Annotated in this window: 28 protein-coding genes; 13 read left to right on the top strand and 15 right to left on the bottom strand. The window is 67.1% G+C overall.

Going from position 1 to position 25,249, the window contains the following annotated elements; all coding sequences use genetic code 11:
• Positions 1-28: 28 nt before the first annotated feature.
• From ACW18C_RS06440 to petA, 4 genes are all read right to left on the bottom strand, one after another.
• Positions 29-1,687, bottom strand: coding sequence for a M28 family metallopeptidase (locus ACW18C_RS06440; protein ID WP_492073549.1), 1,659 nt, complete (start codon positions 1,685-1,687; stop codon positions 29-31).
• A gap of 152 nt (positions 1,688-1,839) precedes the next feature.
• On the bottom strand, positions 1,840-2,712 hold the full coding sequence (locus tag ACW18C_RS06435; RefSeq protein ID WP_492073547.1) for a cytochrome c1: 873 nt from the start codon (positions 2,710-2,712) through the stop codon (positions 1,840-1,842).
• A 5-nt stretch (positions 2,713-2,717) separates the two neighbouring features.
• On the bottom strand, positions 2,718-4,046 hold the full coding sequence (locus ACW18C_RS06430; RefSeq protein ID WP_008258896.1) for a cytochrome b: 1,329 nt from the start codon (positions 4,044-4,046) through the stop codon (positions 2,718-2,720).
• A 16-nt stretch (positions 4,047-4,062) separates the two neighbouring features.
• Positions 4,063-4,605, bottom strand: a complete 543-nt coding sequence (gene petA, locus ACW18C_RS06425) for a ubiquinol-cytochrome c reductase iron-sulfur subunit (protein ID WP_008260246.1) — start codon at positions 4,603-4,605, stop codon at positions 4,063-4,065.
• A 194-nt stretch (positions 4,606-4,799) separates the two neighbouring features.
• On the opposite strand from petA, the gene ACW18C_RS06420 reads away from it, so the two are divergent.
• Positions 4,800-5,249, top strand: a complete 450-nt coding sequence (locus ACW18C_RS06420) for a tRNA (cytidine(34)-2'-O)-methyltransferase (RefSeq protein ID WP_492073545.1) — start codon at positions 4,800-4,802, stop codon at positions 5,247-5,249.
• Here ACW18C_RS06420 and ACW18C_RS06415 read toward each other — a convergent pair.
• Positions 5,246-6,856 (bottom strand): ABC-F family ATP-binding cassette domain-containing protein, encoded by a 1,611-nt coding sequence (locus ACW18C_RS06415; RefSeq protein WP_492073543.1) that lies wholly within the window; start codon positions 6,854-6,856, stop codon positions 5,246-5,248. The genes ACW18C_RS06420 and ACW18C_RS06415 overlap by 4 nt on opposite strands.
• A gap of 229 nt (positions 6,857-7,085) precedes the next feature.
• Here ACW18C_RS06415 and ACW18C_RS06410 point away from each other — a divergent pair, with 229 nt between their 5' ends.
• The gene (locus ACW18C_RS06410; protein ID WP_292147301.1) at positions 7,086-7,580 is read left to right on the top strand and encodes a group III truncated hemoglobin; all 495 of its coding nucleotides are present in this window, start codon (positions 7,086-7,088) and stop codon (positions 7,578-7,580) included.
• Here the strand turns inward: ACW18C_RS06410 and ACW18C_RS06405 are convergent.
• Positions 7,577-7,852, bottom strand: coding sequence for a type II toxin-antitoxin system RelE/ParE family toxin (locus tag ACW18C_RS06405; RefSeq protein WP_492073542.1), 276 nt, complete (start codon positions 7,850-7,852; stop codon positions 7,577-7,579). The genes ACW18C_RS06410 and ACW18C_RS06405 overlap by 4 nt on opposite strands.
• 14 nt (positions 7,853-7,866) lie before the next feature.
• Positions 7,867-8,151: a hypothetical protein gene (locus ACW18C_RS06400; protein ID WP_492073541.1), complete on the bottom strand. Its 285-nt coding sequence runs from the start codon at positions 8,149-8,151 to the stop codon at positions 7,867-7,869.
• A gap of 131 nt (positions 8,152-8,282) precedes the next feature.
• Here ACW18C_RS06400 and uvrA point away from each other — a divergent pair, with 131 nt between their 5' ends.
• Positions 8,283-11,228 (top strand): excinuclease ABC subunit UvrA, encoded by a 2,946-nt coding sequence (uvrA, locus tag ACW18C_RS06395; protein WP_492073539.1) that lies wholly within the window; start codon positions 8,283-8,285, stop codon positions 11,226-11,228.
• Between the two features lie 28 nt (positions 11,229-11,256).
• Here uvrA and ACW18C_RS06390 read toward each other — a convergent pair whose 3' ends face one another.
• The 3 genes from ACW18C_RS06390 to ACW18C_RS06380 are packed head-to-tail and all read right to left on the bottom strand — an operon-like array spanning position 11,257 to position 13,923.
• Complete coding sequence (locus ACW18C_RS06390) at positions 11,257-12,138, bottom strand: hypothetical protein (protein WP_492073537.1); 882 nt, start codon at positions 12,136-12,138, stop codon at positions 11,257-11,259.
• Positions 12,139-12,167: 29 nt separating this feature from the next.
• Positions 12,168-13,127: a hypothetical protein gene (locus ACW18C_RS06385; RefSeq protein WP_492073535.1), complete on the bottom strand. Its 960-nt coding sequence runs from the start codon at positions 13,125-13,127 to the stop codon at positions 12,168-12,170.
• Positions 13,120-13,923 (bottom strand): hypothetical protein, encoded by an 804-nt coding sequence (locus ACW18C_RS06380; RefSeq protein ID WP_492073534.1) that lies wholly within the window; start codon positions 13,921-13,923, stop codon positions 13,120-13,122. Before ACW18C_RS06380 ends, ACW18C_RS06385 begins: the two co-directional genes overlap by 8 nt.
• Positions 13,924-13,994: 71 nt before the next feature.
• Between ACW18C_RS06380 and trmFO the strand changes: the two genes are divergently transcribed.
• Complete coding sequence (trmFO, locus tag ACW18C_RS06375; RefSeq protein ID WP_492073531.1) at positions 13,995-15,389, top strand: methylenetetrahydrofolate--tRNA-(uracil(54)-C(5))-methyltransferase (FADH(2)-oxidizing) TrmFO; 1,395 nt, start codon at positions 13,995-13,997, stop codon at positions 15,387-15,389.
• On the opposite strand, the gene ACW18C_RS06370 is transcribed toward trmFO, so the two are convergent.
• The gene (locus tag ACW18C_RS06370) at positions 15,386-16,051 is read right to left on the bottom strand and encodes a squalene/phytoene synthase family protein (protein WP_492073529.1); all 666 of its coding nucleotides are present in this window, start codon (positions 16,049-16,051) and stop codon (positions 15,386-15,388) included. The genes trmFO and ACW18C_RS06370 overlap by 4 nt on opposite strands.
• Positions 16,041-17,015, bottom strand: coding sequence for a polyprenyl synthetase family protein (locus ACW18C_RS06365; protein WP_492073526.1), 975 nt, complete (start codon positions 17,013-17,015; stop codon positions 16,041-16,043). Before ACW18C_RS06365 ends, ACW18C_RS06370 begins: the two co-directional genes overlap by 11 nt.
• A gap of 172 nt (positions 17,016-17,187) precedes the next feature.
• Between ACW18C_RS06365 and ACW18C_RS06360 the strand changes: the two genes are divergently transcribed.
• Positions 17,188-17,937 carry a tRNA1(Val) (adenine(37)-N6)-methyltransferase gene (locus ACW18C_RS06360; protein ID WP_492073524.1) on the top strand — a complete coding sequence of 250 codons (750 nt, stop codon included), beginning with the start codon at positions 17,188-17,190 and terminating at the stop codon, positions 17,935-17,937.
• 180 nt (positions 17,938-18,117) lie between these two features.
• On the opposite strand, the gene ACW18C_RS06355 is transcribed toward ACW18C_RS06360, so the two are convergent.
• Positions 18,118-18,900, bottom strand: a complete 783-nt coding sequence (locus ACW18C_RS06355; RefSeq protein ID WP_492073522.1) for a HisA/HisF-related TIM barrel protein — start codon at positions 18,898-18,900, stop codon at positions 18,118-18,120.
• 115 nt (positions 18,901-19,015) lie between these two features.
• Between ACW18C_RS06355 and ACW18C_RS06350 the strand changes: the two genes are divergently transcribed.
• Together ACW18C_RS06350 and ACW18C_RS06345 are read left to right on the top strand one after the other, a co-directional pair.
• The gene (locus ACW18C_RS06350) at positions 19,016-19,285 is read left to right on the top strand and encodes a type II toxin-antitoxin system Phd/YefM family antitoxin (RefSeq protein ID WP_492073521.1); all 270 of its coding nucleotides are present in this window, start codon (positions 19,016-19,018) and stop codon (positions 19,283-19,285) included.
• A gap of 5 nt (positions 19,286-19,290) precedes the next feature.
• Positions 19,291-19,668 (top strand): type II toxin-antitoxin system VapC family toxin, encoded by a 378-nt coding sequence (locus tag ACW18C_RS06345; protein ID WP_492073519.1) that lies wholly within the window; start codon positions 19,291-19,293, stop codon positions 19,666-19,668.
• Here the strand turns inward: ACW18C_RS06345 and thiS are convergent, their stop codons facing one another.
• On the bottom strand, positions 19,669-19,866 hold the full coding sequence (thiS, locus tag ACW18C_RS06340; RefSeq protein ID WP_492073518.1) for a sulfur carrier protein ThiS: 198 nt from the start codon (positions 19,864-19,866) through the stop codon (positions 19,669-19,671).
• A 115-nt stretch (positions 19,867-19,981) separates the two neighbouring features.
• On the opposite strand from thiS, the gene aroQ reads away from it, so the two are divergent.
• The 6 genes from aroQ to lepB all read left to right on the top strand — a co-directional run bounded on the left by aroQ (position 19,982) and on the right by lepB (position 24,903).
• A complete protein-coding gene (gene aroQ, locus ACW18C_RS06335; RefSeq protein ID WP_492073516.1) occupies positions 19,982-20,428 on the top strand; it encodes a type II 3-dehydroquinate dehydratase in 447 nt (148 codons plus the stop codon).
• Positions 20,429-20,475: 47 nt separating this feature from the next.
• Positions 20,476-20,967: an acetyl-CoA carboxylase biotin carboxyl carrier protein gene (accB, locus tag ACW18C_RS06330; protein ID WP_492073514.1), complete on the top strand. Its 492-nt coding sequence runs from the start codon at positions 20,476-20,478 to the stop codon at positions 20,965-20,967.
• A 9-nt stretch (positions 20,968-20,976) separates the two neighbouring features.
• A complete protein-coding gene (gene accC / locus ACW18C_RS06325) occupies positions 20,977-22,329 on the top strand; it encodes an acetyl-CoA carboxylase biotin carboxylase subunit (protein WP_492073512.1) in 1,353 nt (450 codons plus the stop codon).
• Between the two features lie 27 nt (positions 22,330-22,356).
• The gene (locus tag ACW18C_RS06320) at positions 22,357-23,373 is read left to right on the top strand and encodes a 2-hydroxyacid dehydrogenase (protein WP_492073511.1); all 1,017 of its coding nucleotides are present in this window, start codon (positions 22,357-22,359) and stop codon (positions 23,371-23,373) included.
• Positions 23,370-24,056, top strand: a complete 687-nt coding sequence (gene aat, locus ACW18C_RS06315) for a leucyl/phenylalanyl-tRNA--protein transferase (protein ID WP_492073509.1) — start codon at positions 23,370-23,372, stop codon at positions 24,054-24,056. The genes ACW18C_RS06320 and aat overlap by 4 nt, the downstream gene beginning before the upstream one ends.
• Before the next feature lie 79 nt (positions 24,057-24,135).
• Complete coding sequence (lepB, locus tag ACW18C_RS06310) at positions 24,136-24,903, top strand: signal peptidase I (protein ID WP_492073507.1); 768 nt, start codon at positions 24,136-24,138, stop codon at positions 24,901-24,903.
• Here lepB and ACW18C_RS06305 read toward each other — a convergent pair.
• Positions 24,900-25,241: an EF-hand domain-containing protein gene (locus tag ACW18C_RS06305; RefSeq protein ID WP_492073505.1), complete on the bottom strand. Its 342-nt coding sequence runs from the start codon at positions 25,239-25,241 to the stop codon at positions 24,900-24,902. The genes lepB and ACW18C_RS06305 overlap by 4 nt on opposite strands.
• Positions 25,242-25,249 lie beyond the last annotated feature (8 nt).

The following is a 25,249-nucleotide window of genomic DNA, read 5'->3' as shown; positions in this document are numbered from 1 at the left end:
GCGTCCCGGCCCCCGGTTTTCACAGATATCAGCGACGCTCGGACGCCGTCGTGGCCCGCACGGGGCCGAACTCGGACCCCGTCTTCCATTCCGGCCAGTCCCGGCCGTTCGCCAGGGCGCGACCGACATCATAGAAGACCGTCAGATCCTCGATCATGCCGCTGTAGTCCCAGTCCGGCGACCATTCGTCCGCCGCCTGGTGATAGCGTTTGGCGCCATATTCGGCGCGCGCAGCCTGGCGTTCGGCGATCGGTTCATCGCGGAAGTCGCCCCGGCTGCCGGCGTAGGCCATGGGCACGCCGCGCTTGGCCAGGGGGAAATGGTCCGAGCGATAATAGGTGCCGGCCGCGTTCTCGTAATCCGGGACCAGACTACGGCCCTGTGACTGGATCGCGACGGCCAACCGCTCATCGAAATCGGACTGGCCGTATCCGGTGACGCCCAGCCCCGTGACGCGGCCATAGACGTTCATCGAATCCATGTTGAACCCGCCCACCGTCCTGGGCAGCGGATAGACCGGGTTCACGGCGTAATATTCCGAACCCAGCAGACCGCTTTCCTCGCCGGTGAAGCTGATCATAACGACAGAGCGTTCGGTGCGAGGGGCGCGTCCGTACATCCGCGCCAGTTCCAGCAGGCCGGCGGTGCCCGAGGCGTTGTCGACGGCGCCGTTGAAGATCCGGTCGCCCGTCGCGTCCGGCTCGCCCATGCCGATATGGTCCCAGTGTGCGGTGTAGAGGACGGTTTCATCCGGGTGGGTCGTGCCCGGCAGGCGCGCGATGACATTGTGGCTGGTGACCTGATTGGTCGCCACGTCGAATTCGGTCGAGAAGGACGCGCCGGTCAGGGCGACGGGCTGGAAGTCGCGGCTGCGCGCCTGGACCTTCAGCGCATCGAAATCCAGTCCTGCGCGGCGGAACAGGTCCACCGCCACATCGCGCTGAATCCAGCCCTCCATCGGCACGCGCTCGGCCGCCGCATTGGGCCTCAGGATGTCGAACTGCGGCACGCCCCAGGAGTTGGCGACCGTCGCCCAGCCGTAAGAGGCCGGCGCCGTCTCGTGCACGATCAGCACGCCCGCCGCCCCGTGCTTGGCGGCCTCCTCGTACTTGTAGGTCCAGCGGCCGTAGTAGGTCATGGCCTTGCCGCCGAAGGTGTTCAGCGCCGGCTCCTCGAAATCGGCGTCATTGACCAGGACGATCAGGATCTTGCCGCGCAAGTCCTGGTCCTTGAAGTCGTTCCAGTTCCGCTCGGGCGCATTGATGCCGTAGCCGACGAAGACCAGGGGCGCGTCCTTCAGGCTCACATGCTCGGCCGGACGACGGGTGGAAATGGCCACCTCGCGGCCCTGGGTCATCGGCAGGCTCCAGTCCCCCAGCTTCAGCGAGGCATGGACGTTGGACTGGACGAAACGGTTCAGGATGACGTCCTGGGTCCACTGGCCGTTGGGACCGCCCGGCTCGAAACCGGCGGCCGCATATTGAGCACTCAGGTACTGAACGACCTTCTCTTCAGCCGGGGTGGCGATGCCGCGTCCCTCATAGGCGTCGCTCGACAGGACGCGGATATCCTCCGAAATCCGCGCGGCGTCGAAGGACGGCGCGGCCTGATCCGCTCCGGCGGTGGCGCAGGCGGAAAGGGTGACGCCGGCCAACAGCACGGCGGCGAAAGAAGAGACGATACGCATGAACACGAGGCCCCACAGCCGGAAATGAAGTCCGCCGACCCTAGGGGGCGAAATCCATCATGTCGATTCCGTGTCACGCGCCATTTGTCGCAAACAAAAGCCCGCCGAAGCGGACTTCGGCGGGCTGATGATCAGGTCATTTGAACCTGCGCCTAGTGGGCGACGCCCTTCCAGACGCGGCGATAGCTGGCGTAGGTGAGGCCGGCGAAGATCAGCAGGAAAATGATCACACCGAAGCCGGCCTGTTTGCGCTCGACCATCTTCGGTTCGGACGTCCAGGCGATTAAGGCGGCCACATCCTTGGCGTACTGGTCCACCGTCTGGGGCGAGCCGTCGTCATAGGTCACCTGGCCGTTCCGAAGCGGCGGCGGCATGGCGATGAAGCCCCCCTCCGGCACATGGTGCTTGTCCCCCGTCCAGAAGGGCGTGAGGTCGCCGGCCATATAGGGGTTGTAATGCTGCCCCTCTCGGATGGTCAGGCCCGCCGGCGCCGCGCGATAGCCCGACAGCAGAGAGTAGATATAGTTGGCGCCGTCGTGGCGGGCCTTGGCCATCACCGACAGATCAGGCGGCGCCGCTCCGCCGTTGCCTGCGGCGGCGGCCGTCGCGTTCGGGTAAGGGCTGCGGAACTTGTCGGCCGGAGTGGCGTCGCGCTGGATCGGTTCACCGGTCTCGCTGTCTATGTCCGGGACCTGGACCTCCTTGGCCAGGGCCTTGACCACCGGATTGTCGTTCGGGTTCGGATATTTCGGATTCCAGAACGGCCCGTTGCGATCACCCAGATTGCGATAGTGCATCAGGTTCATGCTGTGGCAGGCGGCGCAAACCTCCTGATAGACCTTGTAGCCGCGCTGAAGCTGGCCCTGGTCATAGACGCCGAACGGTCCTTCGAAGCTGAACCCGCCCGAGCGCGGATGGGCGGCTCCGCCAGCAGCCAGGGCCGGGGCCGCGGCCAGCAGGCCGAAAGCTACAGCCGCCGAGGCGATGAGCCTGGACATCGAGGCGTTGGTTTTCACGGTCATCATGGCCCTCACCCCTTCTTCTCGGGCGAGGCCGGGGCGAAAGCCGGCATCGCGTCCGCACCGGTCAGGACCGGCTCGGAAATGGTCGCCGGGATCGGCAGCGGCGTCTCCTTCAAGCCCACGAACGGCAGGATCACCAGGAAGAAGAGGAAGTAGTAGGCCGTGAACAGCCGCGTCAGCCACAGGTAGGAGTTCAGGTTGCCGTCCAGCAGAACCACGCCGCCCAACCCCGGAATGACCGGCGCGTCCGGAAGCTGACCACCGCACCAGCCCAAGCCCACGCCGACCACCAGGAAGATGAAGAAGAAGGTCCGCATGGTCGGGCGATACCGCATCGACCGCACCTTGGACGTATCCAGCCAAGGCAAGACGAACAGCACGCCGATGGCGCTGAACATGGCCACCACGCCGCCGAACTTGTCCGGGATGGCGCGCAGGATGGCGTAGAAGGGCAGCATGTACCACTCGGGCACGATGTGCGCCGGCGTCTGCAGCGGATTGGCCGGGATATAGTTGTCGGCGTGGCCCAGGGCGTTCGGCTGATAGAAGACGAAGATCGCGAACAGCAGCAGGAACAGGATGATCGCGAACCCGTCCTTCAGCGTGAAATAGGGGTGGAAGGGCAGCATGTCCTTCTTCGTCCGATCCTTGGGGATCAGGATGCCGACCGGATTGTTCTGACCCGCCGAGTGCAGCGCCCACAGGTGCAGGACGACGCAGCCCAGTATGGCGAAGGGCAGCAGATAGTGCAGCGAGAAGAAGCGGTTCAGCGTCGCATTGTCGATCGCCGGTCCGCCGCGCAGCCAGATCAGGATCGGCTCGCCGATCACCGGGATGGCCCCGATCAGATTGGTGATCACCTCGGCGCCCCAGAAGGACATCTGGCCCCAGGGCAGGACGTAACCCAGGAAGGCCGTCGCGATCATCAGGAAGAAGATCACGCAGCCGATGATCCAGATCATCTCGCGCGGCGCCTTGTACGAGCCGTAGTACAGCCCCCGCAGCATGTGCAGATAGACGGCGATGAAGAACATCGACGCGCCGTTGGCGTGCACATAGCGGATCAGCCAGCCGCCGTTGACGTCACGCATGATCCGCTCGACCGAGGCGAAGGCCAGGTCGACGTGCGGCGTATAGTGCATGGCCAGAACAATGCCGGTGACGATCTGCGTCATCAGGCACAGGGCCAGGATGCCGCCGAAGGTCCACCAGTAGTTCAGGTTTCTGGGTGTCGGCAGCGACATGTAGTCTGCGCCGAAGCGGATGATCGGCAGCCGGGTGTCCAGCCACTTCTCGACGCCCGTCTTAGGGACGTAGGTGGATTCGTGTTCGCTCATTTCCTCCCCCTGGCCCTCACCCGATCTTGACGCGAGTGTCGGACGCAAATTCATAGTCGGGCACCACCAGGTTCAGAGGCGCGGGCCCCTTCCTGATCCGCCCGGACGCATCATAGTGCGAACCGTGGCAGGGGCAGAACCAGCCGCCGTAGTCGCCGGCGCCAAAGGTCGGCACGCAGCCCAGGTGGGTGCAGGATCCGACCACGACCAGATATTTCTCGTGGCCTGGCTTGGTGCGCTCCGCGTCCGTCTGGGGCTGTTTCAGGTCCGAGGCGTGATCATCGGCGATGACGCGCTGCAGTTCGGCCGGAGTGCGATAGCGCACGAAGACCGGCTTGCCCTGCCATTTGATCACGACCTGCTGGCCTTCCTGCACCTTGGTCAGATCGAACTCGATCGAAGCCAGGGCCAGGGTGTCGGCGGCGGGGTTCATCTGGTTGATCAGCGGCCAGGCGATCATCGCCCCGGCGCCGACCGCAGCGGCGCCCGCTGCGATATGGATGAAGTCGCGGCGATTCGGATCGCCCTCGCCTTCCGGAATCACACCCGTCTCGGCCACGTTTCACCTCTCGAAAACCGCCGGGACCGCCTGTATTGGCGCTCCTCTTTTGCGGCACGAACCCTAAAAGCGAGACCCAGTATCCCCCTCGGTCTGTATTTGCGGCCTAAGGCCGCAAGTCGCTGACGTTTCTTGCGAAACGTTCGCAGACAGACCGCGACAAACCCCCAGGCCGCGTATATCTAGGGATTAGAATGCGTCTCGCTCTTTTTCAACCTGACATTCCTCAGAACGTCGGCGCCTGCATCCGGCTGTCGGCCTGTTTCGGGGTGGAACTGCACGTCGTGGAGCCTACGGGCTTTCGTTTCGACGACCGCGCCATGAAGCGAGCGGCGCTCGACTATGGTCCTTTGTCGCACATGACCCGGCACGCCGACTGGGATGCGTTTCAGCGCGACCGCCCCGCCGGCCGACTGATTCTGTTCACCACCCGCGGCGCGACGCCCCTGTCCGATTTCGCCTTTCACCCCGACGACACGCTTCTGTTCGGCAAGGAAACATCCGGCGCGCCGGACTATGTCCACGCCGCCGTCGACGCCCGCGTGGTGATTCCGCTGCGTCCTGAAGCACGTTCGCTGAACCTGTCGGTCACAGCAGGCATCGCCCTGTGGGAGGGGCTGCGCCAGACGGGCGGGATCGGCTAGAGGGCGATTGTCCGCTCGATCCCAATGGCGTCCAGAAAGTCGGCGTCATGACTGACCACGATCAGGGCGCCGTCATAGGCCCGCAGCGCGACTTCCACGGCGGCGACGGAATCGAGGTCCAGGTGATTGGTCGGCTCGTCCAGAATCAGCAGCTGCGGCGGCTTGGCCCCTGTCATGACGCAGGCCAGGGCCGCCCGTAGCCGCTCGCCGCCCGACAGCGCGCCGACTTCGCGATGCGCCGCTACATTCCGGAACAGGAACCGCGCCAGCGCCGCCTGGGCGTCATTGATCGAGCCCTCAGGATTGAGCCGTCGCCAGGCCTCGACCAGGGTTTCATCCCGTTCCAGGATCGTAGCCTCCTGATCCAGCAGCACCGCCCGACACGGCCGTTCCACCCGTCCGGTCGTCGGCTCCAGCGCCCCATGGATCAGTCGCAGCAGGGTCGTTTTCCCCGCCCCGTTCGGCCCTGTGATCGCGACCCGTTCCGGCCCCGTCAGCCGCAGGCTGACCGGACCCACGACGGTGCGCCCCTGCGGCGTCTCCCACGTCGCATCGTCCAGAACCAGCAAGGTCCGCCCTGAAGCCAGCCCGCTCGATGGCATGGGGATCGACAGGGCGCGGGTGCGCTCCACCCGCTCGCGCGCCGACGCCAGGGCCGCCTCCGCCTCCGCGGCTTGCCGCGCCGCCAGCAGCCGGTCGCCGGCGCCGCTGTTCTCGGCCCGCTCCGCCCTCGCGCCGATCAGGATCTTCGGCATGTCGCCCTTGGCGCCCTTGCGCCGTCCGGCTGCGTCGCGCCGCGCCTTCATCTCCGCACGGCGCTGGGCGTCCGCCCCCACCCTGGCGGCCGTCCGTTCGGCGCTCGTCAGATCGCGTTCCGCAGCCGCCCGCTCGGTCGCCTTGCGCTCGGCGTAGAGGTCGTAGTTCCCGCCGTATCCGGTCACGCCCAGACCGGAGACCTCGACGATCCGGTCCATGCGCCGCAGCAGATCGCGGTCATGGCTCACCACCACCGCCCCGCCCTCCCAACGGCCCAGCACCTCGGCGATCCGTCGCCGCGCTGCGACATCCAGATGATTGGTCGGCTCGTCCAGCAGGATCAGGTCCGGCCGCGCCAGCAGCAGACCGGCGAGCCGCAGCCGGGTCTGTTCGCCGCCGCTCAGACTGATCGTCGCCCGGTCCATGGCCAGGTCCGCCAGCCCGACCTCGGCCAGAATCTCGTCGATCCGCAGTTCGAGCGTCCAGTCCGCGTTCGAGAGATCTTCTGCGTCGCCCTCGCCGGCCAACGCCCGTTCGATCACCGCCAGGGCTTCGCCGACGCCCAGCGTTTGGGCGACCGTCTCGCCCGGCGCAGGATCATGGCGCTGATCCAGCACGCCGATCGTCCCGACACGCGTCACCACGCCCTCGGCCGGCGACAGGTCGCCCGAGATCAAGCGCAGCAGGGTGCTCTTGCCCGCGCCGTTGCGACCGACGACGCCGGTGCGCTCAGGCCCGAACGTCAGGCTCAGATTGTCGAAAAGCGTGACGCCGGCGGGCGTTCTAGCGGCGACCTTGTCGAGGGTCGCGAGCGCGGACGGGAACGCGCTTCGGCTTGGGCTGGTTGGCATGGAGGATCACGAGCAGCATGGCGGACAGGGCGGAACCGGTTGCCAGTGCGATAATCATGATCTTCGAGCCTCCTGCTCAAAACTCGTCAGAGACAAGAGGATGGGTCGTATTTGTGCGATGTGCAAGTCCGCGTCGCCCCTGAAGCGAACACGGCCGCGTGAACCCTCCCTTCCAGGGTGGACCGTCGGTCCAGTGGCGATCTGCTCGCCAGACCGCTAGGACGGCTCCATGGAAAGCCGTTTCCGCATCGAAGACCCCGCCGGCGCCGCCGCCCGCCGCGAAGCCGCCGTCCAGCGTTTGCGCGACGAGACCGGCATAGACGAGGCGATGATCGACGCCCTGGTCGAGACCTTCTACGCCCGCGTCCGCGACGATCTTCTGATCGGCCCGATCTTCGCCGACCGCATCACGGACTGGGGTCCGCATCTGGGCCAGATGAAGTTGTTCTGGTCGTCGGTCGCCCTGTCGACCGGCGTCTATCAGGGCCGGCCGATGCCGAAACACCTGCCCCTGCCCATAGACGCCCGCCATTTCGATCGCTGGCTGGAGGTTTTCGCCGAGACGGCCCGCGACCTTTGCCCGCCCGTCGCCGCCGACCACTTCATCGAACGCGCCCGCCGCATCGCCGAAAGCCTGGAACTGGGCGTCGCCACCGCCAGCGGGGTGATGCTGGCCAAGGGCGAACGGTTCGTGCGGACTACGCAGGCGTGGACGCCGGATTAGGGTCCGAAAGGGCGATCTTCGCGGGTGTGGAAGATGCGCAGCACAACCACATCCGTCCGCTCAATACGGTAACGGACGATATAACCTGCCTGTCCGAATGGAACGACCAGCTCCCTTGATGCAGCCCCTGTTTTGGGCGCGCGCTCTGGGAACAGCTCGAGCGTTCTAAGCGCTTCATCCAAAACGTCAGCCGCCCTCAATGCAACTCTGGGGGCGACATCCGCGAGGAAGTTGGAGACGCGGATCAGATCGCTGCGCGCAGGCGGCAGCAAGCGAACCCTATATTTCAACGCTTCTCCGCCAGGCGCCGCGCCAAGTTGTCGTGAAAATCGCGAAGTGCATCCTCCAGCGGCACGGTCACGCCCGTCCGCTCATACTCGCCCCAGCGTTCCGCGTCCTCCGAGACCCAGGAGGCCGGATACTCGCTCACGCCTGCGATGCCGATATCCCCAATCACGCCTTCCAGCGTCTGGATCGCAAAGGCCGTCGGGTCCAGCCCCGCCGCCTCGGCCGCCGCCTTAAGCCGGCGGGCCTGATCCTCATTCAGGTGGATGTCGAAACCATCGGCCATGCGCCGACGATACCTCAGCCCACAGGGCGCCGCAATGTTCCCATATTGTTCTTGCTTCAATCGCGCGATTCATCCCCATATAGCGATGTCGCGCCGGAGCCCTCCGGCTCCTCTCCGCGTTCCCGGACTCCATGACCGAAAAGCACAACTTCATCCGCGTTCGCGGCGCCCGCGAGCATAATCTCAAGGGCGTGGACCTCGACATCCCCCGCGAACAGCTGGTGGTGATGACCGGCCTGTCAGGCTCGGGCAAATCCTCCCTGGCGTTCGACACCATCTACGCCGAGGGCCAGCGTCGCTATGTCGAGAGCCTGTCGGCCTATGCCCGCCAGTTCCTGGAGCTGATGGGCAAGCCGGACGTGGACCTGATCGAGGGTCTGTCCCCCGCCATCTCCATCGAACAGAAGACCACCTCGAAGAACCCGCGCTCGACCGTCGGCACCGTCACCGAAATCCACGACTATATGCGCCTGCTGTGGGCGCGGGTCGGCGTGCCCTATTCGCCCGCCACCGGCCTGCCGATCGAGAGCCAGACCATCAGCCAGATGGTCGACAAGCTGGTCGCCCTGCCGGACGGCGAGCGCATCCTGCTGCTGGCCCCCGTCGTTCGGGGCCGCAAGGGCGAGTACAAGAAGGAAATCGCCGAGTGGCAGCGCCAGGGCTTCCAGCGGCTGAAGATCGACGGGCAATTCTATCCGATCGACGAGGCCCCCACCCTGGACAAGAAGTTCAAGCACGACATCGACATCGTCGTGGACCGGATCGTCACCAAGCCTGACCAGGAAGCCCGCTACGCCGACAGCCTGCAGACCGCGCTCGGTCTGGCCGACGGCATCGCCAACGCCGAATGGGCCAGCGTCGCCGAGGGCGAGACCGCCCCGCGCAGCCTGCTGTTCTCGGAACGGTTCGCCTGTCCGGTGTCCGGTTTCACCATCTCCGAGATCGAGCCGCGCCTGTTCTCGTTCAACAATCCCTTCGGCGCCTGCCCGGTCTGCGACGGCCTGGGGGTCAAGCTGGCCTTCGACGCCGATCTGGTGATCCCGGATCGAGACAAGAGCCTGCACAAGGGCGCCGTCGCCCCTTGGGCGCGCGGCCCTTCGCCCCTCTACACCCAGACGCTTCAGTCGCTCAGCCGCCACTACGGCTTCTCGATGGACGTGGCCTGGCGCGAGTTGCCGGCCCAGGCGCACAAGGCCATCCTGTACGGAACCGGCGCCGAGAAGATCAAATTCACCTACGACGACAATGCCCGCAAATACGAGGTCTCCAAGCCGTTCGAGGGTGTGCTGCCGAACCTGGAGCGTCGCTGGCGCGAGACCGACAGCGCCTGGGTGCGCGAGGAACTGGCCCGTTATCAGTCCGAAACGCCCTGCGACGCCTGCCACGGCAAGCGGCTGAAGCCCGAGGCCCTGGCGGTCAAGGTGGGAGGGCAGGACATCGCCGACATCTCCACCCTGTCGATCAAGAAGGCCTACGACTGGGTCCAGGCCCTGCCTGAGGCGCTCAGCGACAAGCAGATGGAGATCGGCCGGCGCATCCTGAAGGAGATCGGCGACCGGCTGCGGTTCCTGAATAACGTCGGCCTCGACTATCTGTCGCTGTCGCGCGCCTCCGGCACCCTGTCGGGCGGTGAGAGCCAGCGCATCCGACTGGCGTCCCAGATCGGTTCGGGCCTGACCGGCGTCCTCTATGTGCTGGACGAGCCCTCCATCGGCCTGCACCAGCGCGACAACACCCGCCTGTTGGAAAGCCTGAAGGGGCTGCGCGACCTGGGCAACTCGGTGCTGGTGGTCGAGCACGACGAGGAAGCCATCCTGACGGCCGACTATGTCATCGACATGGGCCCGGCCGCCGGCGTCCACGGCGGCACGGTCTGCGCCGAGGGCACGCCCGCCGAGGTCATGGCCAATCCGAACTCCCTCACCGGCAAATACCTGACCGGCGAACGTGAGATCGAGATTCCTGTCGATGGTCGCCGTCCCATAAATCGCAAGCGGATGCTGAAGATCAGCGGCGCCAGCGGCAACAATCTGAAGAGCGTGACCGGCGAAATCCCCGTCGGGGTCTTCACCTGCATCACCGGCGTGTCCGGCGGCGGCAAGTCCACCTTCACCATCGAGACCCTGTACAAGGCCGCCGCGCGTCGCCTGAACAATGCGTCGGACGCCCCGGCCCCCTTCGACCGGATCGAGGGGCTGGAGCATTTCGACAAGGTCATCGACATCGACCAGTCGCCCATCGGCCGCACCCCGCGCTCCAACCCGGCGACCTACACCGGCGCCTTCGGCCCCATCCGCGACTGGTACGCCGGTCTGCCGGAGTCCAAGGCGCGCGGCTATGGCCCCGGCCGGTTCAGCTTCAACGTCAAGGGCGGCCGCTGCGAGGCCTGCCAGGGCGACGGCGTCATCAAGATCGAGATGCACTTCCTGCCCGACGTCTATGTCACCTGCGACGTCTGCAAGGGCAAACGCTACAATCGCGAAACGCTTGAGATCGTGTTCAAGGGCAAGTCCATTTCGGACGTGCTCGACATGACGGTCGAGGAGGCTGCGACCTTCTTCAAGGCCGTGCCGCCGATCCGCGACAAGATGCTGACGCTGGAGCGCGTGGGCCTGGGCTACGTCAAGGTGGGCCAGCCGGCGACCACCCTGTCCGGCGGCGAGGCCCAGCGGGTCAAGCTGTCCAAGGAGCTGTCCAAGCGCGCCACCGGCCGCACCCTCTATATCCTCGACGAGCCGACCACCGGCCTGCATTTCGAGGACACGCGCAAACTGCTGGAAGTGCTTCAGGAACTGGTCGAGGCCGGCAACACCATCGTGGTGATCGAGCACAATCTGGATGTCATCAAGGTCGCCGACTACCTGCTCGACTTCGGCCCTGAGGGCGGCGACGGCGGCGGCGAGATCGTCGCGGTCGGCACGCCCGAACAGGTGTCGGACAACGCCGCCAGCTGGACCGGAAAATACCTCAAGGAGGTGCTGGACCGGCACGAGACCCGCCGCAAGGCGCGAGTCGCGTCGCTTGGCGGGTCGGTGGGCGAACCTGTGAAGAAGAAGCGGGTGAAGGCGTCCGCCTGACGCCTTCACCGCCGGTTTGCGGGTCGGTTCAGCGGTCCCGCAGACCCTGCCAGGCCGCCGAGAAGGGCGCATAGAGCACCGCCAGCTGCAGGGCGGACATCAGGGCGTTGACCACGGACCAGACCAGGATGGCGGGCCAGGCGCGCGCCAGGACATCCAGGGTGGACAGGCCTTCCATGCCCGCCAGAACAGAGATGCCGCCGGTCGCCAGATCCGTGCCCGCGCTGATGATCGTGCCAAGAATGCTGACGATCAGGCTCATGATCACGGCGATGATCGTCATGCCCAGCAGGGGCCAGAACTGGCCGTTGGTGGCCTTGAACGACTCGAACAGGGTGAACTTGCGCCGGTCGATCGTCATCGGCACGGCCAGGCAGAGCTTGATCGAAAGCCAGATCACGAGAGCCGCCGCGGCCAGGCCCAGGATCAAGGCGAGCAGATACATGACCGCCTGACCCGAGGCGACCCCGAGGCCGAACACGGTCACGACGATGGCGGAAAGCACCCCGCACAAAAGCCCGACGATCACCCCGATCACCAGCGTGACCGCGAACACCCGAACCTCGTCCATGCCCAACCGCAGATAGCCCCAGGCGTTCTCGGCGGGCCGCAGCACCGACCGCGCCACGGCGGCGCTGAGCACAGCCCCGATCACCAGGCCCAGGGGCGCCAACCAGACGAGCAGGCCCATATAGGCCTGCCCCAGGGCCATCATCTCCTCAGGCGACGGATTGGACGACTGTTCCAGCGTCTGGGCCGAGGCCATGATCGCGGCCCATTGGCCGGCGCCCAGACCGAAAGTCGCCACATACAGGACCAGATAGGCCAGACCCCAGATCAGGGCTGTCACCGGATGGCGACGCACCACCCGAAATCCTTCGAACGCCGCGTCGGTGGCGGAAAAGCTCATGCTGCACTCCAGATCAGATTGGCGCGATCCTAGACCATCGTGTCGGCCGCGTCGCCCGCCGAGGTGGCGGCGGGCGACGTCGCTGCGGCGAACACGGCGCCGGACGGCCCATCCAGAAGCTGACGGCAGGCGGAGGCGAAGGGCGCGCTGAGCAGGGTCATGACCGCCCCATAAACAAAGCCGCCGGGCACGAGCATCAGCCCGGCCACCGTCGCCAACACCGGCGGCGATGGAAACAGCTCGCCCAGGGTGGCGGGAGGCGACTGGGCCGTGATGTCCGCGAGAACACCGCTGGCGAACAGGGCGACGATCACGACAAAGGCCAGGACGAAATAGACGACCAGATAGACCAGCCAGGTGCAGACCAGCAGGCCCAGCAACGGCAGGGTGCGCCCGCGGCCCAGGGCCCAGCCCTCGACGAAGGCGAACCGTTTCAGGATCAGGGTGGCGGGCGCGATGAGGGACAGCCGCGTCATGGCGACGACGACCAGTGCGATCAGACCCAGCACCAGAACGAAGCCGCCGATCATCGCCGCCGCCTCATTGGCCTGCCACAGGGTGGCGACCAGGGCCGCGCCCAGCAGCACCAGAATGATCACGGCGATATAGGCCCCGACAAACAGCGCCAGCCCCACGACCACCAGCCGCAACTCGTCCATTCCCGCGCGCAGGAAGAAGGTTCGGTCGGGCCGGCCGATCATCAACGTCGCCCGCATGGTCGCCGCCCAGATCACGACCGCCAACACGGCCTGTCCGACGTTCAGCAGCATGGACAGGCCCTGAACCGCCATCAGTTTCCCGAACATTTCCGGCGGCGGCTCAGCGCCGTCCGTCAGAGGCAGGTCCGCCAGGGTTCCGAACATCAGTGCGACCGCCAACAGGCTGAAGCCCATCATCAGAAATCCCCAGACGAAGACCGCCATGGGATGGCGCCGGATCACGCGTCCCGGCGTCGCCATGGCCTCGCCGATGGAAAATGTCTCAGTCATGGGGGGCTCCTTGCGGTGTCCAGTACTCGAGTCTGCGATAGGCCGCACCCAGGAAAGCCAGAGCCAGGGGCGCCTCGAACGCGGAGATCACCACCGCCCACACGATCCACGTCGCCACGCCGGATGGCAGGCCCGCCCCCGTCAGGATCAGCAGTCCCAGGATCGGCAGGCCCACGACCACGACCAGTCCGCCCAGCAGAGGCCGGAAACTGCCCTGGGCGATCCCCAAGCTGTTCAGGGACACCATGTGTCCGCGCCCCAGGGTGGCCGGGGCGAACAGCGACAGGCGCACGACCATCACCAGCACGCCGTAGAAGGCCAGCAGGGTCACGACCGCCAGCAGGACCAGTTTCCAGATCGGCCCCACCGCCGCCCAGTCCCGCAGGCGGATCGCCTCCGCGTTCAACTCGGCCATGCCGAACACGGCCAGCAGCACCAGGGCCACGACCGACAGGATCATGGCCATGAAGACCGAACACAGCAGGGCGGCGCCCAGCAGGCGCAGTTCAGGCAAACCCAGTTGCAGACCCGCCCCCCCCAGGCCCAGCCGCCGCGCGTCGTTTCGGTCGTCGCTGATCGCCGTGCGCGCCAGGGCGCCGATCAGGATGAGGCCGGCGACCAACGCCGCCGCCGCCCAAACCCAGCCCAGGACGCCGACCATGAAGGGTCGCACGGCCCACACAAGGGCGCAGACCGCCATGGCGCCCCAGGCCCAACGCCACGCCCTGGCCAGGCCGACGACCGACGCCTTCAGCGCCTCGCCCAGCCGCAATCGCCTGTCGTTCGTCACGATCATCGCCCCATATCCCCGCCTCAGACATAGCAGGGGATCATGACATCACGCCAGACGACCGCTAGAAGGCCGCGATGACTGCTTCCCCCTCTCCTTCCCCTATTCACGTCATCGGCGGCGGCCTCGCCGGCTCGGAGGCCGCCTGGCAGATCGCCCAGGCCGGCGTGCCCGTCATCCTGCACGAGATGCGCGGCGTCCCAGGCGTAAAGACCGACGCTCACCAGACCGACGGCCTGGCCGAACTGGTCTGCTCCAACTCCTTCCGGTCGGACGATTGGGAATACAACGCCGTCGGCCTGCTGCACGCCGAGATGCGGGCGCTGGACTCGATCATCATGGCCTGCGGCGACGTCAATCAGGTGCCGGCGGGCGGCGCCCTGGCGGTGGACCGCGACGCCTTCTCCGCCGCCGTGACGGCGAAGCTGGCGGCCCACCCGCTGATCACCATCGTCCGCGAAGAGATCGCCGGCCTGCCGCCGCAGGAGTGGGACAATGTCATCGTCGCCACCGGCCCCCTGACCTCGCCCGCCCTGGCCGAGGCCATCCTGAAGGCGACGGGCGAGGAAAGCCTCAGCTTCTTCGACGCCATCGCCCCCATCGTCCATGCCGACAGCATCGATTTCGACATCGCCTGGCGTCAGTCGCGCTATGACAAGGAAGGCCCGGGCGGAGACGCCGCCGCCTACGTCAACTGCCCGATGGACAAGCCCCAGTACGAGGCCTTCATCGACGCCCTGCTGAACGGCCCCAAGGCCGAGTTCAAGGACTGGGAGCACGTGCCCTATTTCGACGGCTGCCTGCCGATCGAGGTCATGGCCGAACGCGGCCGCGAGACCCTGCGCCATGGGCCGATGAAGCCGGTCGGCCTGACCAACCCGCGCGACCCACAGGTGAAGTCATACGCTATCGTCCAGCTGCGGCAGGACAATGCGCTGGGTACGTTGTTCAACATGGTCGGCTTCCAGACCAAGCTGAAGCACGGCGTCCAGGCCGAGGTCTTCCGCATGATCCCTGGCCTGCAGAACGCCCAGTTCGCGCGTCTGGGCGGCCTGCACCGCAACACCTATCTGAACAGCCCCCAGCTGCTGGACAAGCAGCTGCGGCTCAAGGCCATGCCCCGCCTGCGCTTCGCCGGCCAGGTCACGGGGGTCGAGGGCTATGTCGAGAGCGCCGCCATGGGCCTGCTGACCGGCCGCCTCGCCGCGGCGCAAGCCCTGGGCCGCGACCTGTCGGCGCCCCCGCCCGAGACCGCCATGGGCGCCCTGGTCGAACACATCACCGGCGGACACCTGGAAGGCTCGAAGTTCCAGCCGATGAACATCAACTACGGCCTGCTGCCGCCGCTTGAGGCGCCCAAGGTCGATGAAGACGGCAAACGCATCCACCCGAAGGAACGCGGCCGGGCCAAGAAGCGGCTGCAGAGCATCCGGGCGATGGAAAGCCTGAAGGCCTGGCGGGACGCGGGCTAAACCCGTCCGCGCACCGTCGCCCAGATCAGTCGCAGGCGCTTGACCGGTTCCGGCTCGTCGGGCGTCGTCAGGGCGGCCGAGGCCACGGCCGGGAACCCCTCGGCCGGCAAGCCCTTCAAGGCGGCGTTGGCCTTGGGCCGCGCGGCCTTCGCCTCGTCGATCCGCCCGACTTGGCCCAGCCCCCGCACCCGCCCGGCCTCGACCACCTTCTCCGCATGGCCCGGCCCGGCCAGCACCTGGACCACCGCCTGCATCGGGCCGACGTAGAAGGCGTCCAGGTCATGCGGCTCGCCGTGGACCCGGCCGATATGGGCCTCGATCAGGGCGTCGAAGGGGGCGCGGTCCAGGGCATGGCGGGCGACAAGGTCGGTCAGGGCTTCCAGCACCGGATGGCCCTTGCGGGCGATCCCGGCGAAGACCCCGTCCAGCTGTTCCGCCCACCAAGTGTAGCGCATCTCGGCCAGCAAGGGCTGGGTCACGCGCGCGGGGATCGACATCAGCTCGACCTCGAAGGCGTAAAGCGTGATCAGATCGGCGCGCGCGCGCGCGTCGGCGACCAGACGGCTGGACAGCCAGCGGTCCAGATCGGCGGTGCGGACCTGGGCGTCCAGGGTTCCCGCCACCGCCGCCGGATCGGGTTCATTCACAGGTTCAGGCGGCACGCGAAACGGCGAAATCCGCCAGGTCTTCCAGGGCGGCGCGCCAGTCCGAGGCCGGCAGTACCGACAGGGCGGCCTTGGCCTGATCGGCGTAGTCGCCGGCCAGATCCAGGGTCGCGCCGATGGCGCCCGAACCGACGACCAGTTCGCGGGCGCGGGCGAAGTCCTCGGGCGTGCGTTCGCCCTTGGTCACGGTCCGCTCCCAGAAATCGTCCTCGCGGCCCCGGGTGCGAGCCACGGCCAGCAGCAGCGGCAGGGTGGCCTTGCCCTCGTTGAAGTCGTCGCCGGCGTTCTTGCCGAGGGCCTCGGCGGTCGCGCCATAGTCCAGGGCGTCGTCGGCCAGTTGGAAGGCGATGCCCAGGGCCATGCCGTAGTCGCGCAGGGCCTGAGTCGCGGCCGGATCGGCGCCGGCGCCCACGGCCCCCGCCTCGGCGGCGGCGGCGAACAGTTCGGCGGTCTTGGCCGAGATGATCTGCAGATAGGTGGCCTGATCCAGGTTCAGGTCGTGGGCGCGGGTCAGTTGCAGCACCTCGCCCTCCGAGATCACCCGCGACGCCTGGGCCAGAATGCCCAGGGCCCGCATCGAATCGGTCTCGACCATCAGTTCGAAGGCGCGGGCGAACAGGAAGTCGCCGACCAGAACACTGGTGGGCGCGCCCCAGATCAGATGGGCCGCCACCTTGCCGCGCCGCAGTTCGGAGGCGTCGACGATGTCGTCGTGCAACAGGGTGGCGGTGTGGATGAACTCGACCGCGGCGGCCAGCTTCTTCGGCGACAGGATGTCGCCCTCGGCGCCAGAGGCGCGGGCGGCGGCGACGGTCAGCAGGGGCCGCAGGCGCTTGCCCCCGGCCGAAACCAGGTGTTCGGCCAGTTTGGGGATGATCGGCACATCCGACTGCATCCGATCGATGATCAATGCATCCACCTCGGCCATGTCGGTTCCGGCCAGCCGGACGAGGGCGTTCACATCCCCCTTCGGACGGGGAGAGGCGGCGAGGACTGCGTCCAAGGGATATTCTTTCACACGTCGCGCGACCTGGGCCGCGTCAGGCAATTCCGACCGCGTCCGCTTGCCGGATCGCGATGCGGCGCACAATGGTGATAGGCCCACGGAGGGTCAAGGAGATTGAGGCTTGGACATGGCTCCCGCCGCCCCGGATGTCGTCGAGAACGCTCTTCTGGACGGGCGTGTCCGCCTGCGTCAGCCCGCACGCGGCTATCGGGCGGGCATGGATGCAGCCTTGTTGGCCGCCGCCGTCGCTCCCCGTTCTGGCGACCGCCTGTTCGAGGCGGGCTGCGGCGCCGGGGCCGTGCTGATGCAGATTGCGGCCCGTCATGCCGGAGTTTCGCTGACCGGGCTGGAGCGCGATTCGGTCGCCGCTGGCCTCGCGCGCGAGAACGCCGACCTGAATCATTCTTTTGATCGAATCACGATTCTCGACGGCGACGTGGCCGACGGGTTCCGTCCTTTGGACCTGCCCCCGTTCGACTGGGCCGTGTCGAACCCGCCCTTCTTCGACGACCCCGGCGCCCTGCGCGCCCCGGCGCCCGGCAAACAGGGCGCCTGGATGGCCGACGACGGCCTGTCCGCCTGGACCGGCCTGCTGCTGAAAGCGGTGCGCGAGGGCGGCCGGATCGTGATCATCCACCGCGCCGACCGTCTGGCGGACCTGCTGACCCTGCTGGGCGAAAAGGCCGGCTCCTTCGCCATCCGCCCGGTCCAGCCCTTCGCCGACGAGCCGGCCAAACGCGTGCTGGTCCAGGCGATCAAGACCGGCAAGGCCCCCCTGCGCCTGCTGCCGCCCCTGGTGCTGCATGACCGCTCGGGGGCCAAACACACGCCCGAGGCCGAGGCGATCATGAGGGGCGAGGCCGGGCTGGGGTGGTAGGGTCTGGCGCCCGCGATCTTCCCCCGCTTGCGGGGGAAGTGTCAGGTCGTGGCGCGTAGCGACACGCCTGACGATGGGGGAAGTCATCTTCTGGACGAGACTTCCCTCTCCGTCGCTGGATCGGCTTCGCCGATCGACGCGACACCTCTCCCGCAAGCGGGAGAGGGTCTATGAAGTTCCCTAAATCAAACCCGCCAGCGGCGACGACGGGTCCGCATACATCCGCTTCGGCATCCGCCCCGCCAGATAGGCGTCGCGCCCCGCGATCACCGCATGCTTCATCGCCCGCGCCATGCGGATCGGATCCTTGGCCCCGGCGATGGCGGTGTTCATCAGCACGGCGTCACAGCCCAGCTCCATCGCCCGGGTCGCGTCCGAGGCCGTGCCCACGCCGGCGTCCACCAGAACCGGCACCTTGGCCTGTTCGACGATCAGCCGCACATTGACCTCGTTCTGGATGCCTAGCCCTGAGCCGATCGGGGCGGCGGCCGGCATGATGGCGGCGGCGCCGGCGTCTTCCAGCCGCTTGGCCATGACCACGTCGTCTGTGCAATAGACCATGACGTCGAACCCGTCCTTGATCAGCAGGTCCAGCGCCCGCAGCGTCTCGATCATGTCGGGATAGAGGTGGGCGGTGTTGGACAGCACCTCCAGCTTGACCAGGCTCCAGCCCCCCGCCTCGCGCGCCAGGCGCAGGGTCCGCACCGCGTCCTCGCCGGTGAAACACCCGGCGGTGTTGGGCAGGAAGGTGAACCGGTCGGGCTTCACATAGTCGACCAGCATCGGCTGGTTCGGATCGGTCAGGTTCACCCGGCGCACGGCCACGGTCACGATCTCGGCCCCCGCCGCCTCGGCGGCGGCGGCGTTCTGGGCGTAGTCGGCGTATTTGCCGGTGCCCACGATCAGGCGGGAGTTGAAGGTGCGGCCGGCGACGGACCAGGTTTCGGGGGCTGTATCGGTCATGGGTGGTGACCTAGTCCTGTCGCGCCCGATGCGAAAGGGCGGATCGATCACGCCGCGTTGCGAGACCGGGCCAGATGAACTAGACTAAGTGGACTAAGTTCACCCGGAGCGACGCATGGAAACGGTCAACGTCCACGAGGCCAAGACCCACCTGTCGCGCCTGCTGGACCGGGCCGCCAAGGGTGAAACCATCACCATCGCCAAGGCCGGCAAGCCCATCGCCAAACTGGTCCCCATTGAAGAGACGCCGATCGACACCTCGCGTCGGTTCGGTTTCATGCGCGGCCAGACGAAAATTCCCGACGACTTCGACACCATGGGACAGGCCGAAATCGAGGCGATATTCTATGGCGAAGGCGTTCACGAGGGCGACGACGGCCAATGAGGCTGTTGATCGACACCCACCTGCTGCTCTGGGCGTCGGAGGATCGCGCACGGCTTCCCGCCAAGGCGGAAGCCTTGATGGCCGATCCCGACAATCAACTGGTGTTCAGCGCGGTCAATATCTGGGAGGTCGTCGTCAAGCACGGCCTGAAGCGACCTGACTTCGACGTGGACGCCCTGGTCTTCCGCCGCCAGTTGCTGGACGCGGGTTATGAGGAAATTCCGGTGACCAGCCTGCACGCGCTGGAACTGGCAGGATTGCCGCTGATCCACCGCGACCCGTTCGACCGGCTGCTTATCGCCCAGGCCATGGCCGAAGGCATGCGACTGCTGACGGCCGACCGGCAGATCGCCTTCTACCCCGGCCCGGTCCTCAAGGTCTGATCACCCGCCGCCGACGAACTGGACCAGTTCGATCCGGTCCCCCTCGGCCAGGGCGGTGACGGCGTGCAGCGACCGGGGCACGATCTCCAGATTGCGCTCGACCGCCACCTTGCGGGGGTCTAGCGCCAGTTCCTCGACCAGGTCCAATATGGTCGCGGCGTAGACTTCGTGTTGATCACCGTTGACTTGAATGCGCATGACGTTAGGTCAACCCGTTTCCACGCTGCGCTTTGACCCGCGCCGCGCCTAAGCTACAAGGCCGCCCCTGAACCGTCAGAGGTCGCCCGATTCCGGAGCCTCGATTCGAGAACCGATGTCCGACACGTCCGTCATCTATGTGCTGAACGGCCCCAATCTCAACCTTCTCGGGGTGAGGGAGCCTGAAATCTATGGCCGCGACACCCTCGCGGACATCGAACAGCGCTGTATGAAGGCCGCGGGCGACGCCCGGATCGTGTTCCGCCAGACCAACCACGAAGGCGTCCTGGTCGACTGGATCCAGGAGGCGCGTGAGAGCGCGCAAGCCCTGATCCTCAATCCGGCGGCCTATGGCCACACGTCGGTCGCCCTGCACGACGCGCTGAAGACGTTGTCGATCCCGGTGATCGAGCTTCATCTGTCCAATCCGGCGGCGCGCGAGGCGTTCCGTCATCACTCCTATGTGTCGTCCGCGGCGACCGGCGTCATCGCCGGCTTCGGCGCGGCCGGCTATGAACTGGCCGTCCAGGCGGCTCTCACCAAGGTTCGGGAACGCGCCTGAGGGCCGACCCGTTCGCAATCCAAGACGAAAGACAAAGGCGCACCCCAATGGCCGATGACAAGAAACACGCCGAGATCGACGCCGCCCTGGTTCGCCAGCTGGCCGAGATCCTGAACGAAACCGACCTGACCGAGGTCGAGGTCGAGCGCGGCGAGCTGCGCATCCGCGTGGCGCGCGAAATCACCATGCACGCCGCCCCGGTCCAGTACGCCGCCGCCCCTGCTCCCGCCGCCGTGCCCGTGGCCGCCGCCGCCGCTCCGGTCTCCATGCCGTCGGACCCGGCCACCATCGTCGCCCGCGCCGGTGAAGAGGTGAAGTCGCCGATGGTCGGCACCGCCTATCTGCAGGCCTCGCCCGAAGCGCCGGCCTTCGTACAGCCGGGCGACAAGGTCAAGAAGGGCCAGACCCTGCTGATCGTCGAGGCCATGAAGACCATGAACCCGATCCAGGCCCCGCGCGACGGCGTCGTGGCCGAGATCCTGGTCGGCGACGCCCAGCCGGTCGAGTTCGGCGAGCCCCTCGTCCTGCTGGAAGCCTAAGGCGCCCTGATGTTCACCAAAGTCCTGATCGCCAACCGCGGCGAGATCGCCCTGCGCATCCACCGGGCGTGCAAGGAGATGGGCATCTCCACTGTCGCCGTGCACTCGGAGGCCGACCGCGGCGCCATGTGGGTGCGGCTGGCCGACGAGAGCGTCTGCATCGGCCCCGCCTCGGCGGCCAAGTCGTATCTTAACATCCCCTCGATCATCGCGGCGGCCGAGATCACCGGCGCCCAGGCGATCCACCCCGGCTATGGCTTCCTGTCCGAGAACGCCCGTTTCGCCGAGATCGTCGAAGCCCACGGCATGACCTTCATCGGTCCCAAGCCCGAGCATATCCGGGTCATGGGCGACAAGATCAGCGCCAAACAGACCGTCATGGACGCCGGCATCCCGGTCGTTCCCGGCTCCAAGGGAGAGGTCGAGACCGTCGAGGCGGCGATCGAGGCCTCCAAGTCCATCGGCTTCCCCCTGATCGTCAAGGCGGCGGCAGGCGGCGGCGGACGCGGCATGAAGGTCGCCCTGACGGCTGATGATCTCGTGGAGGCGGTGCAGACCGCCCAGTCGGAAGCCAAGGCCGCCTTCGGCAACGGCGCCGTCTATATGGAGCGCTATCTCCAGAAGCCACGCCACATCGAGATCCAGGTCATCGCCGACAGCCACGGCAATGTCGTGCACCTGGGCGAACGCGACTGCTCGCTGCAACGCCGTCACCAGAAGGTGCTGGAAGAGGCCCCCTCGCCCGCCCTGTCGGCCGAGGGTCGCAAGCAGATCGGCGAGACGGTCAACAAGGCCATCGCCGCCATCGGCTACCTCGGCGTCGGCACCATCGAGTTCCTGTGGGAGGACGGCGAGTTCTTCTTCATCGAGATGAACACCCGGCTGCAGGTCGAGCATCCGGTTACGGAAATGATCACCGGCGTCGACCTGGTCCGCGAACAGGTCCGTATCGCCGCCGGCCTGCCCCTGTCCTTCACGCAGGAGGACATCAAGTTCCAGGGCCATGCCATCGAGGTGCGGATCAACGCCGAGAACCCGGAGACCTTCACCCCGTCGCCGGGCAAGATCACCGACTTCCACGCCCCCGGCGGCCTGGGCGTGCGTCTGGATAGCGCCATCTACGCCGGCTATTCGATCCCGCCCTATTACGACAGCCTGATCGGCAAGCTGATCGTCCACGGCCGCGACCGCGAAGAGGCCATCGCCCGCCTGAAGCGGTCGCTGAACGAGATCGTCATCGGCGGCGTCGACACCACCATCCCCCTGTTCCAGAAGCTGTTGCAGGAGCCCGACATCCTGTCCGGCGACTATGACATCCATTGGCTGGAGAAGTGGGCCGCCCGTCAGAAGGGCGACGCCTGACGCTGGCTTGATCAGAGGAACCGGCCCATGCGTATCGCGGTCTTTGCGACCAAGGCCTATGACCGCCGGTTCCTCGACCTGGCCAACGCCGACTTCGGCCACGACCTGAGCTGGTTCGAGGCGCGGCTGGACGAGACCACCGCGCCGCTGGCCGACGGTTTCGACGCCGTCTGCGTCTTCGTCAACGACCGGCTGGACGCCCCCGCCCTGACCCGACTGGCGCAAGGCGGGGTGCGCGCCGTGGCCCTGCGCTGCGCCGGCTACAACAACGTCGATCTGCGCGCCGCCGAGGCCCTGGGCCTGACCGTCATCCGCGTGCCGGCCTATTCGCCCGAGGCGGTCGCCGAGTTCACCCTGGGCCTGTTGCTGGCCATGAACCGCAACATCCCCCGCGCCTCGGCCCGGGTGCGCGAGAACAACTTCGCCCTGGACGGCCTGATCGGCCGCAACCTGTCGGGACGGACGGCCGGGGTCGTCGGCACGGGCCGCATCGGCGCCCTGGTCGCCCGGGCGCTGAAACTGGGTTTCGGCTGCGAGGTGCTGGCCCATGATGTGGTCGAGGCCCCGGCCCTGACCCAGATCGGCGTCCGCTACGTCGATCGCGAGACCCTGCTGCGCCAGTCCGACATCATCAGCCTGCACTGCCCGCTGACGCCCGATACGCGCCACCTGATCGACGGCCCGACCCTGGCGGCGGCGCGGCCGCGGGTGATGATCGTCAACACCAGCCGGGGTGCCCTGATCGACACCCAGGCCCTGATCGACGCGCTGAAGAACCATCGTGTCGGCGGCGTCGCCCTGGACGTCTATGAGCAGGAAGGCGATCTGTTCTTCGAGGATCTGTCGAACGAGATCATTCAGGACGACGTGTTCCAGCGCCTGCTGACCTTCCCCAATGTCCTGGTCACGGGCCACCAGGCCTTTCTGACCGAAGAGGCGCTGACGGCCATCGCCGTGACCACCCTGTCGGGCCTGGCCGAGATCGAGGCCAGACGCGTCCCCGCCAACCGCGTCACCGCCGACCAGGTCCGCCCCGCCCCATGACCGAGCCGGACTTCAGCGCCCGCGGGCCTTCCGATGGCTTCGGCCCCGAGGACCTGCTGGGGTGCTACGCCCGGGGCGTGTTCCCGATGGCCGAGTCGCGCGACGATCCGCGCGTCTTCATCATCGAGCCGGACCAGCGCGGCGTCATACCCCTGGACGCCTTCCATATTCCCACACGCCTGCGCCGCACCGTGCGCGGCGAACCGTTCGAGGTGCGGATCGACACCGCCTTCGAGGCCGTGCTGGAGGGCTGCGCGGCGGCCCAGGGGCCCGAGCGCGAGGACACCTGGATCAACGCCCCGATCCGGCGCCTGTACGCCGCCCTGTTCGCCCAGGGCTTTGTCCATTCGGTCGAATGCTGGAAGGACGAGCGGCTGGTCGGCGGCTTGTACGGCGTCTCCCTGGGCGGCGCCTTCTTCGGCGAGAGCATGTTCAGCCGCGAACGCGACGCCTCCAAGGTGGCGCTGGTCCATCTGGTCGCGCGCCTGAGAAAAGGCGGCTGGACCCTGCTGGACGCCCAGTTCCTGACCGACCACCTCAGCCAGTTCGGCGCGGTGGAGACGCCCCAGGCGGCCTATCTGCGACGGCTGAAACCCGCGTTGAAGGGGACGGTGGACGAGACCGCCCTGATCGCGCCGATGACGGGGGCCGAGGCGGTAGACTGGGCGCTCCATCGCGCTTGATCCCTGTCCGGACACGATTACAGCCTGTCCGGACAAGCCTGAGCTGGCGTCGTCCCGCAGGCTCGCGGCCTAACAGGGCATGACCCAAGACACCACCGCACCCGCCCCGTCCTCCGCCGCCGTCTGGCGCGAAGTCAAAGAGATCGGCGTCACCCTCGCCGCCGCCCTGATCCTGGCGATGGTGATCCGCATCCTGCTGTTCCAGCCCTTCACCATTCCCTCCTCGTCGATGGAGCCGGGGCTCGTGACCGGCGACTATATCGTCGTGTCCAAATACGCCTATGGCTGGAGCCGGGCGTCCCTGCCGTTCAATCCGCCGCTGCCCGACGGCCGGGTGCTGGGACGCCAGCCGAAACGGGGCGACGTCGTGGTCTTCCGACGTCCACACGACCCGGATCAGGTCTGGATCAAGCGCGTCATCGGCCTGCCCGGCGACACCGTTGAGGTCCGCAGGGGTCAGGTCTTCGTCAACGGGCGCCTGATCCGCCAGACCCCCCTCCAGATGGTCAGCGACCACGACGCCCCCCAGCGGCGTGTACTCGATGTGCGCGAGACCCTGGCGAGCGGCAAGACCTATGTCACCTACGACGGCGGCCCGGACCATCCGGGCGACGACACGCCGATCTATCGCGTGCCGGCGGGTCAGTATTTCATGATGGGCGACAATCGCGACAACTCGCTGGACAGCCGCTGGCCCGCTGATCTGGGCGTCGGCCTGCTGCCGGCCGAGAACATCGTCGGACGCGCGGAGATCGTTGCGGCCTCATGGAAACCCGGCGCCGGACTGTTCAAGCCGTGGACCTGGCTGAACCTGCAATGGGGCCGGTTCCTGACGCCCATCCGTTAGCGGGCGCGGAATTCCTCAAAGCTGACCATCCCGTCATGGTCGCGATCCAGACGGTTGAACGCCGCCCGATCCGGGGTCACGGACTGAGCCAGCGAAGGCGCGGCGACGGCGCCCAGGGCCAATCCGGCGAACGCCGCCGCCAGCAACTGACGCCAGCCCGTGCGGATCGACGACCGAGCGGTCGTCGACCGGTCCAGTTCGCTGTCGATGAAGCGGCGAATGGCCTCGCTGGCCGTGCGGCCCTCAGTGCGGCACTTGTCCATGAAGGCGGTCTTCGTCGCGTGCGGCAGCCGGATCTCGACCGTCTCGCTCTTCTTGAGGGGTCTTTGGCGGTTCATTCCGGCCT

Source organism: Brevundimonas sp. FV1ye7S, from assembly GCF_058680995.1.
Note: the sequence above shows the minus strand (reverse complement) of the source record. Positions and strands in the feature narration are given on the sequence as shown.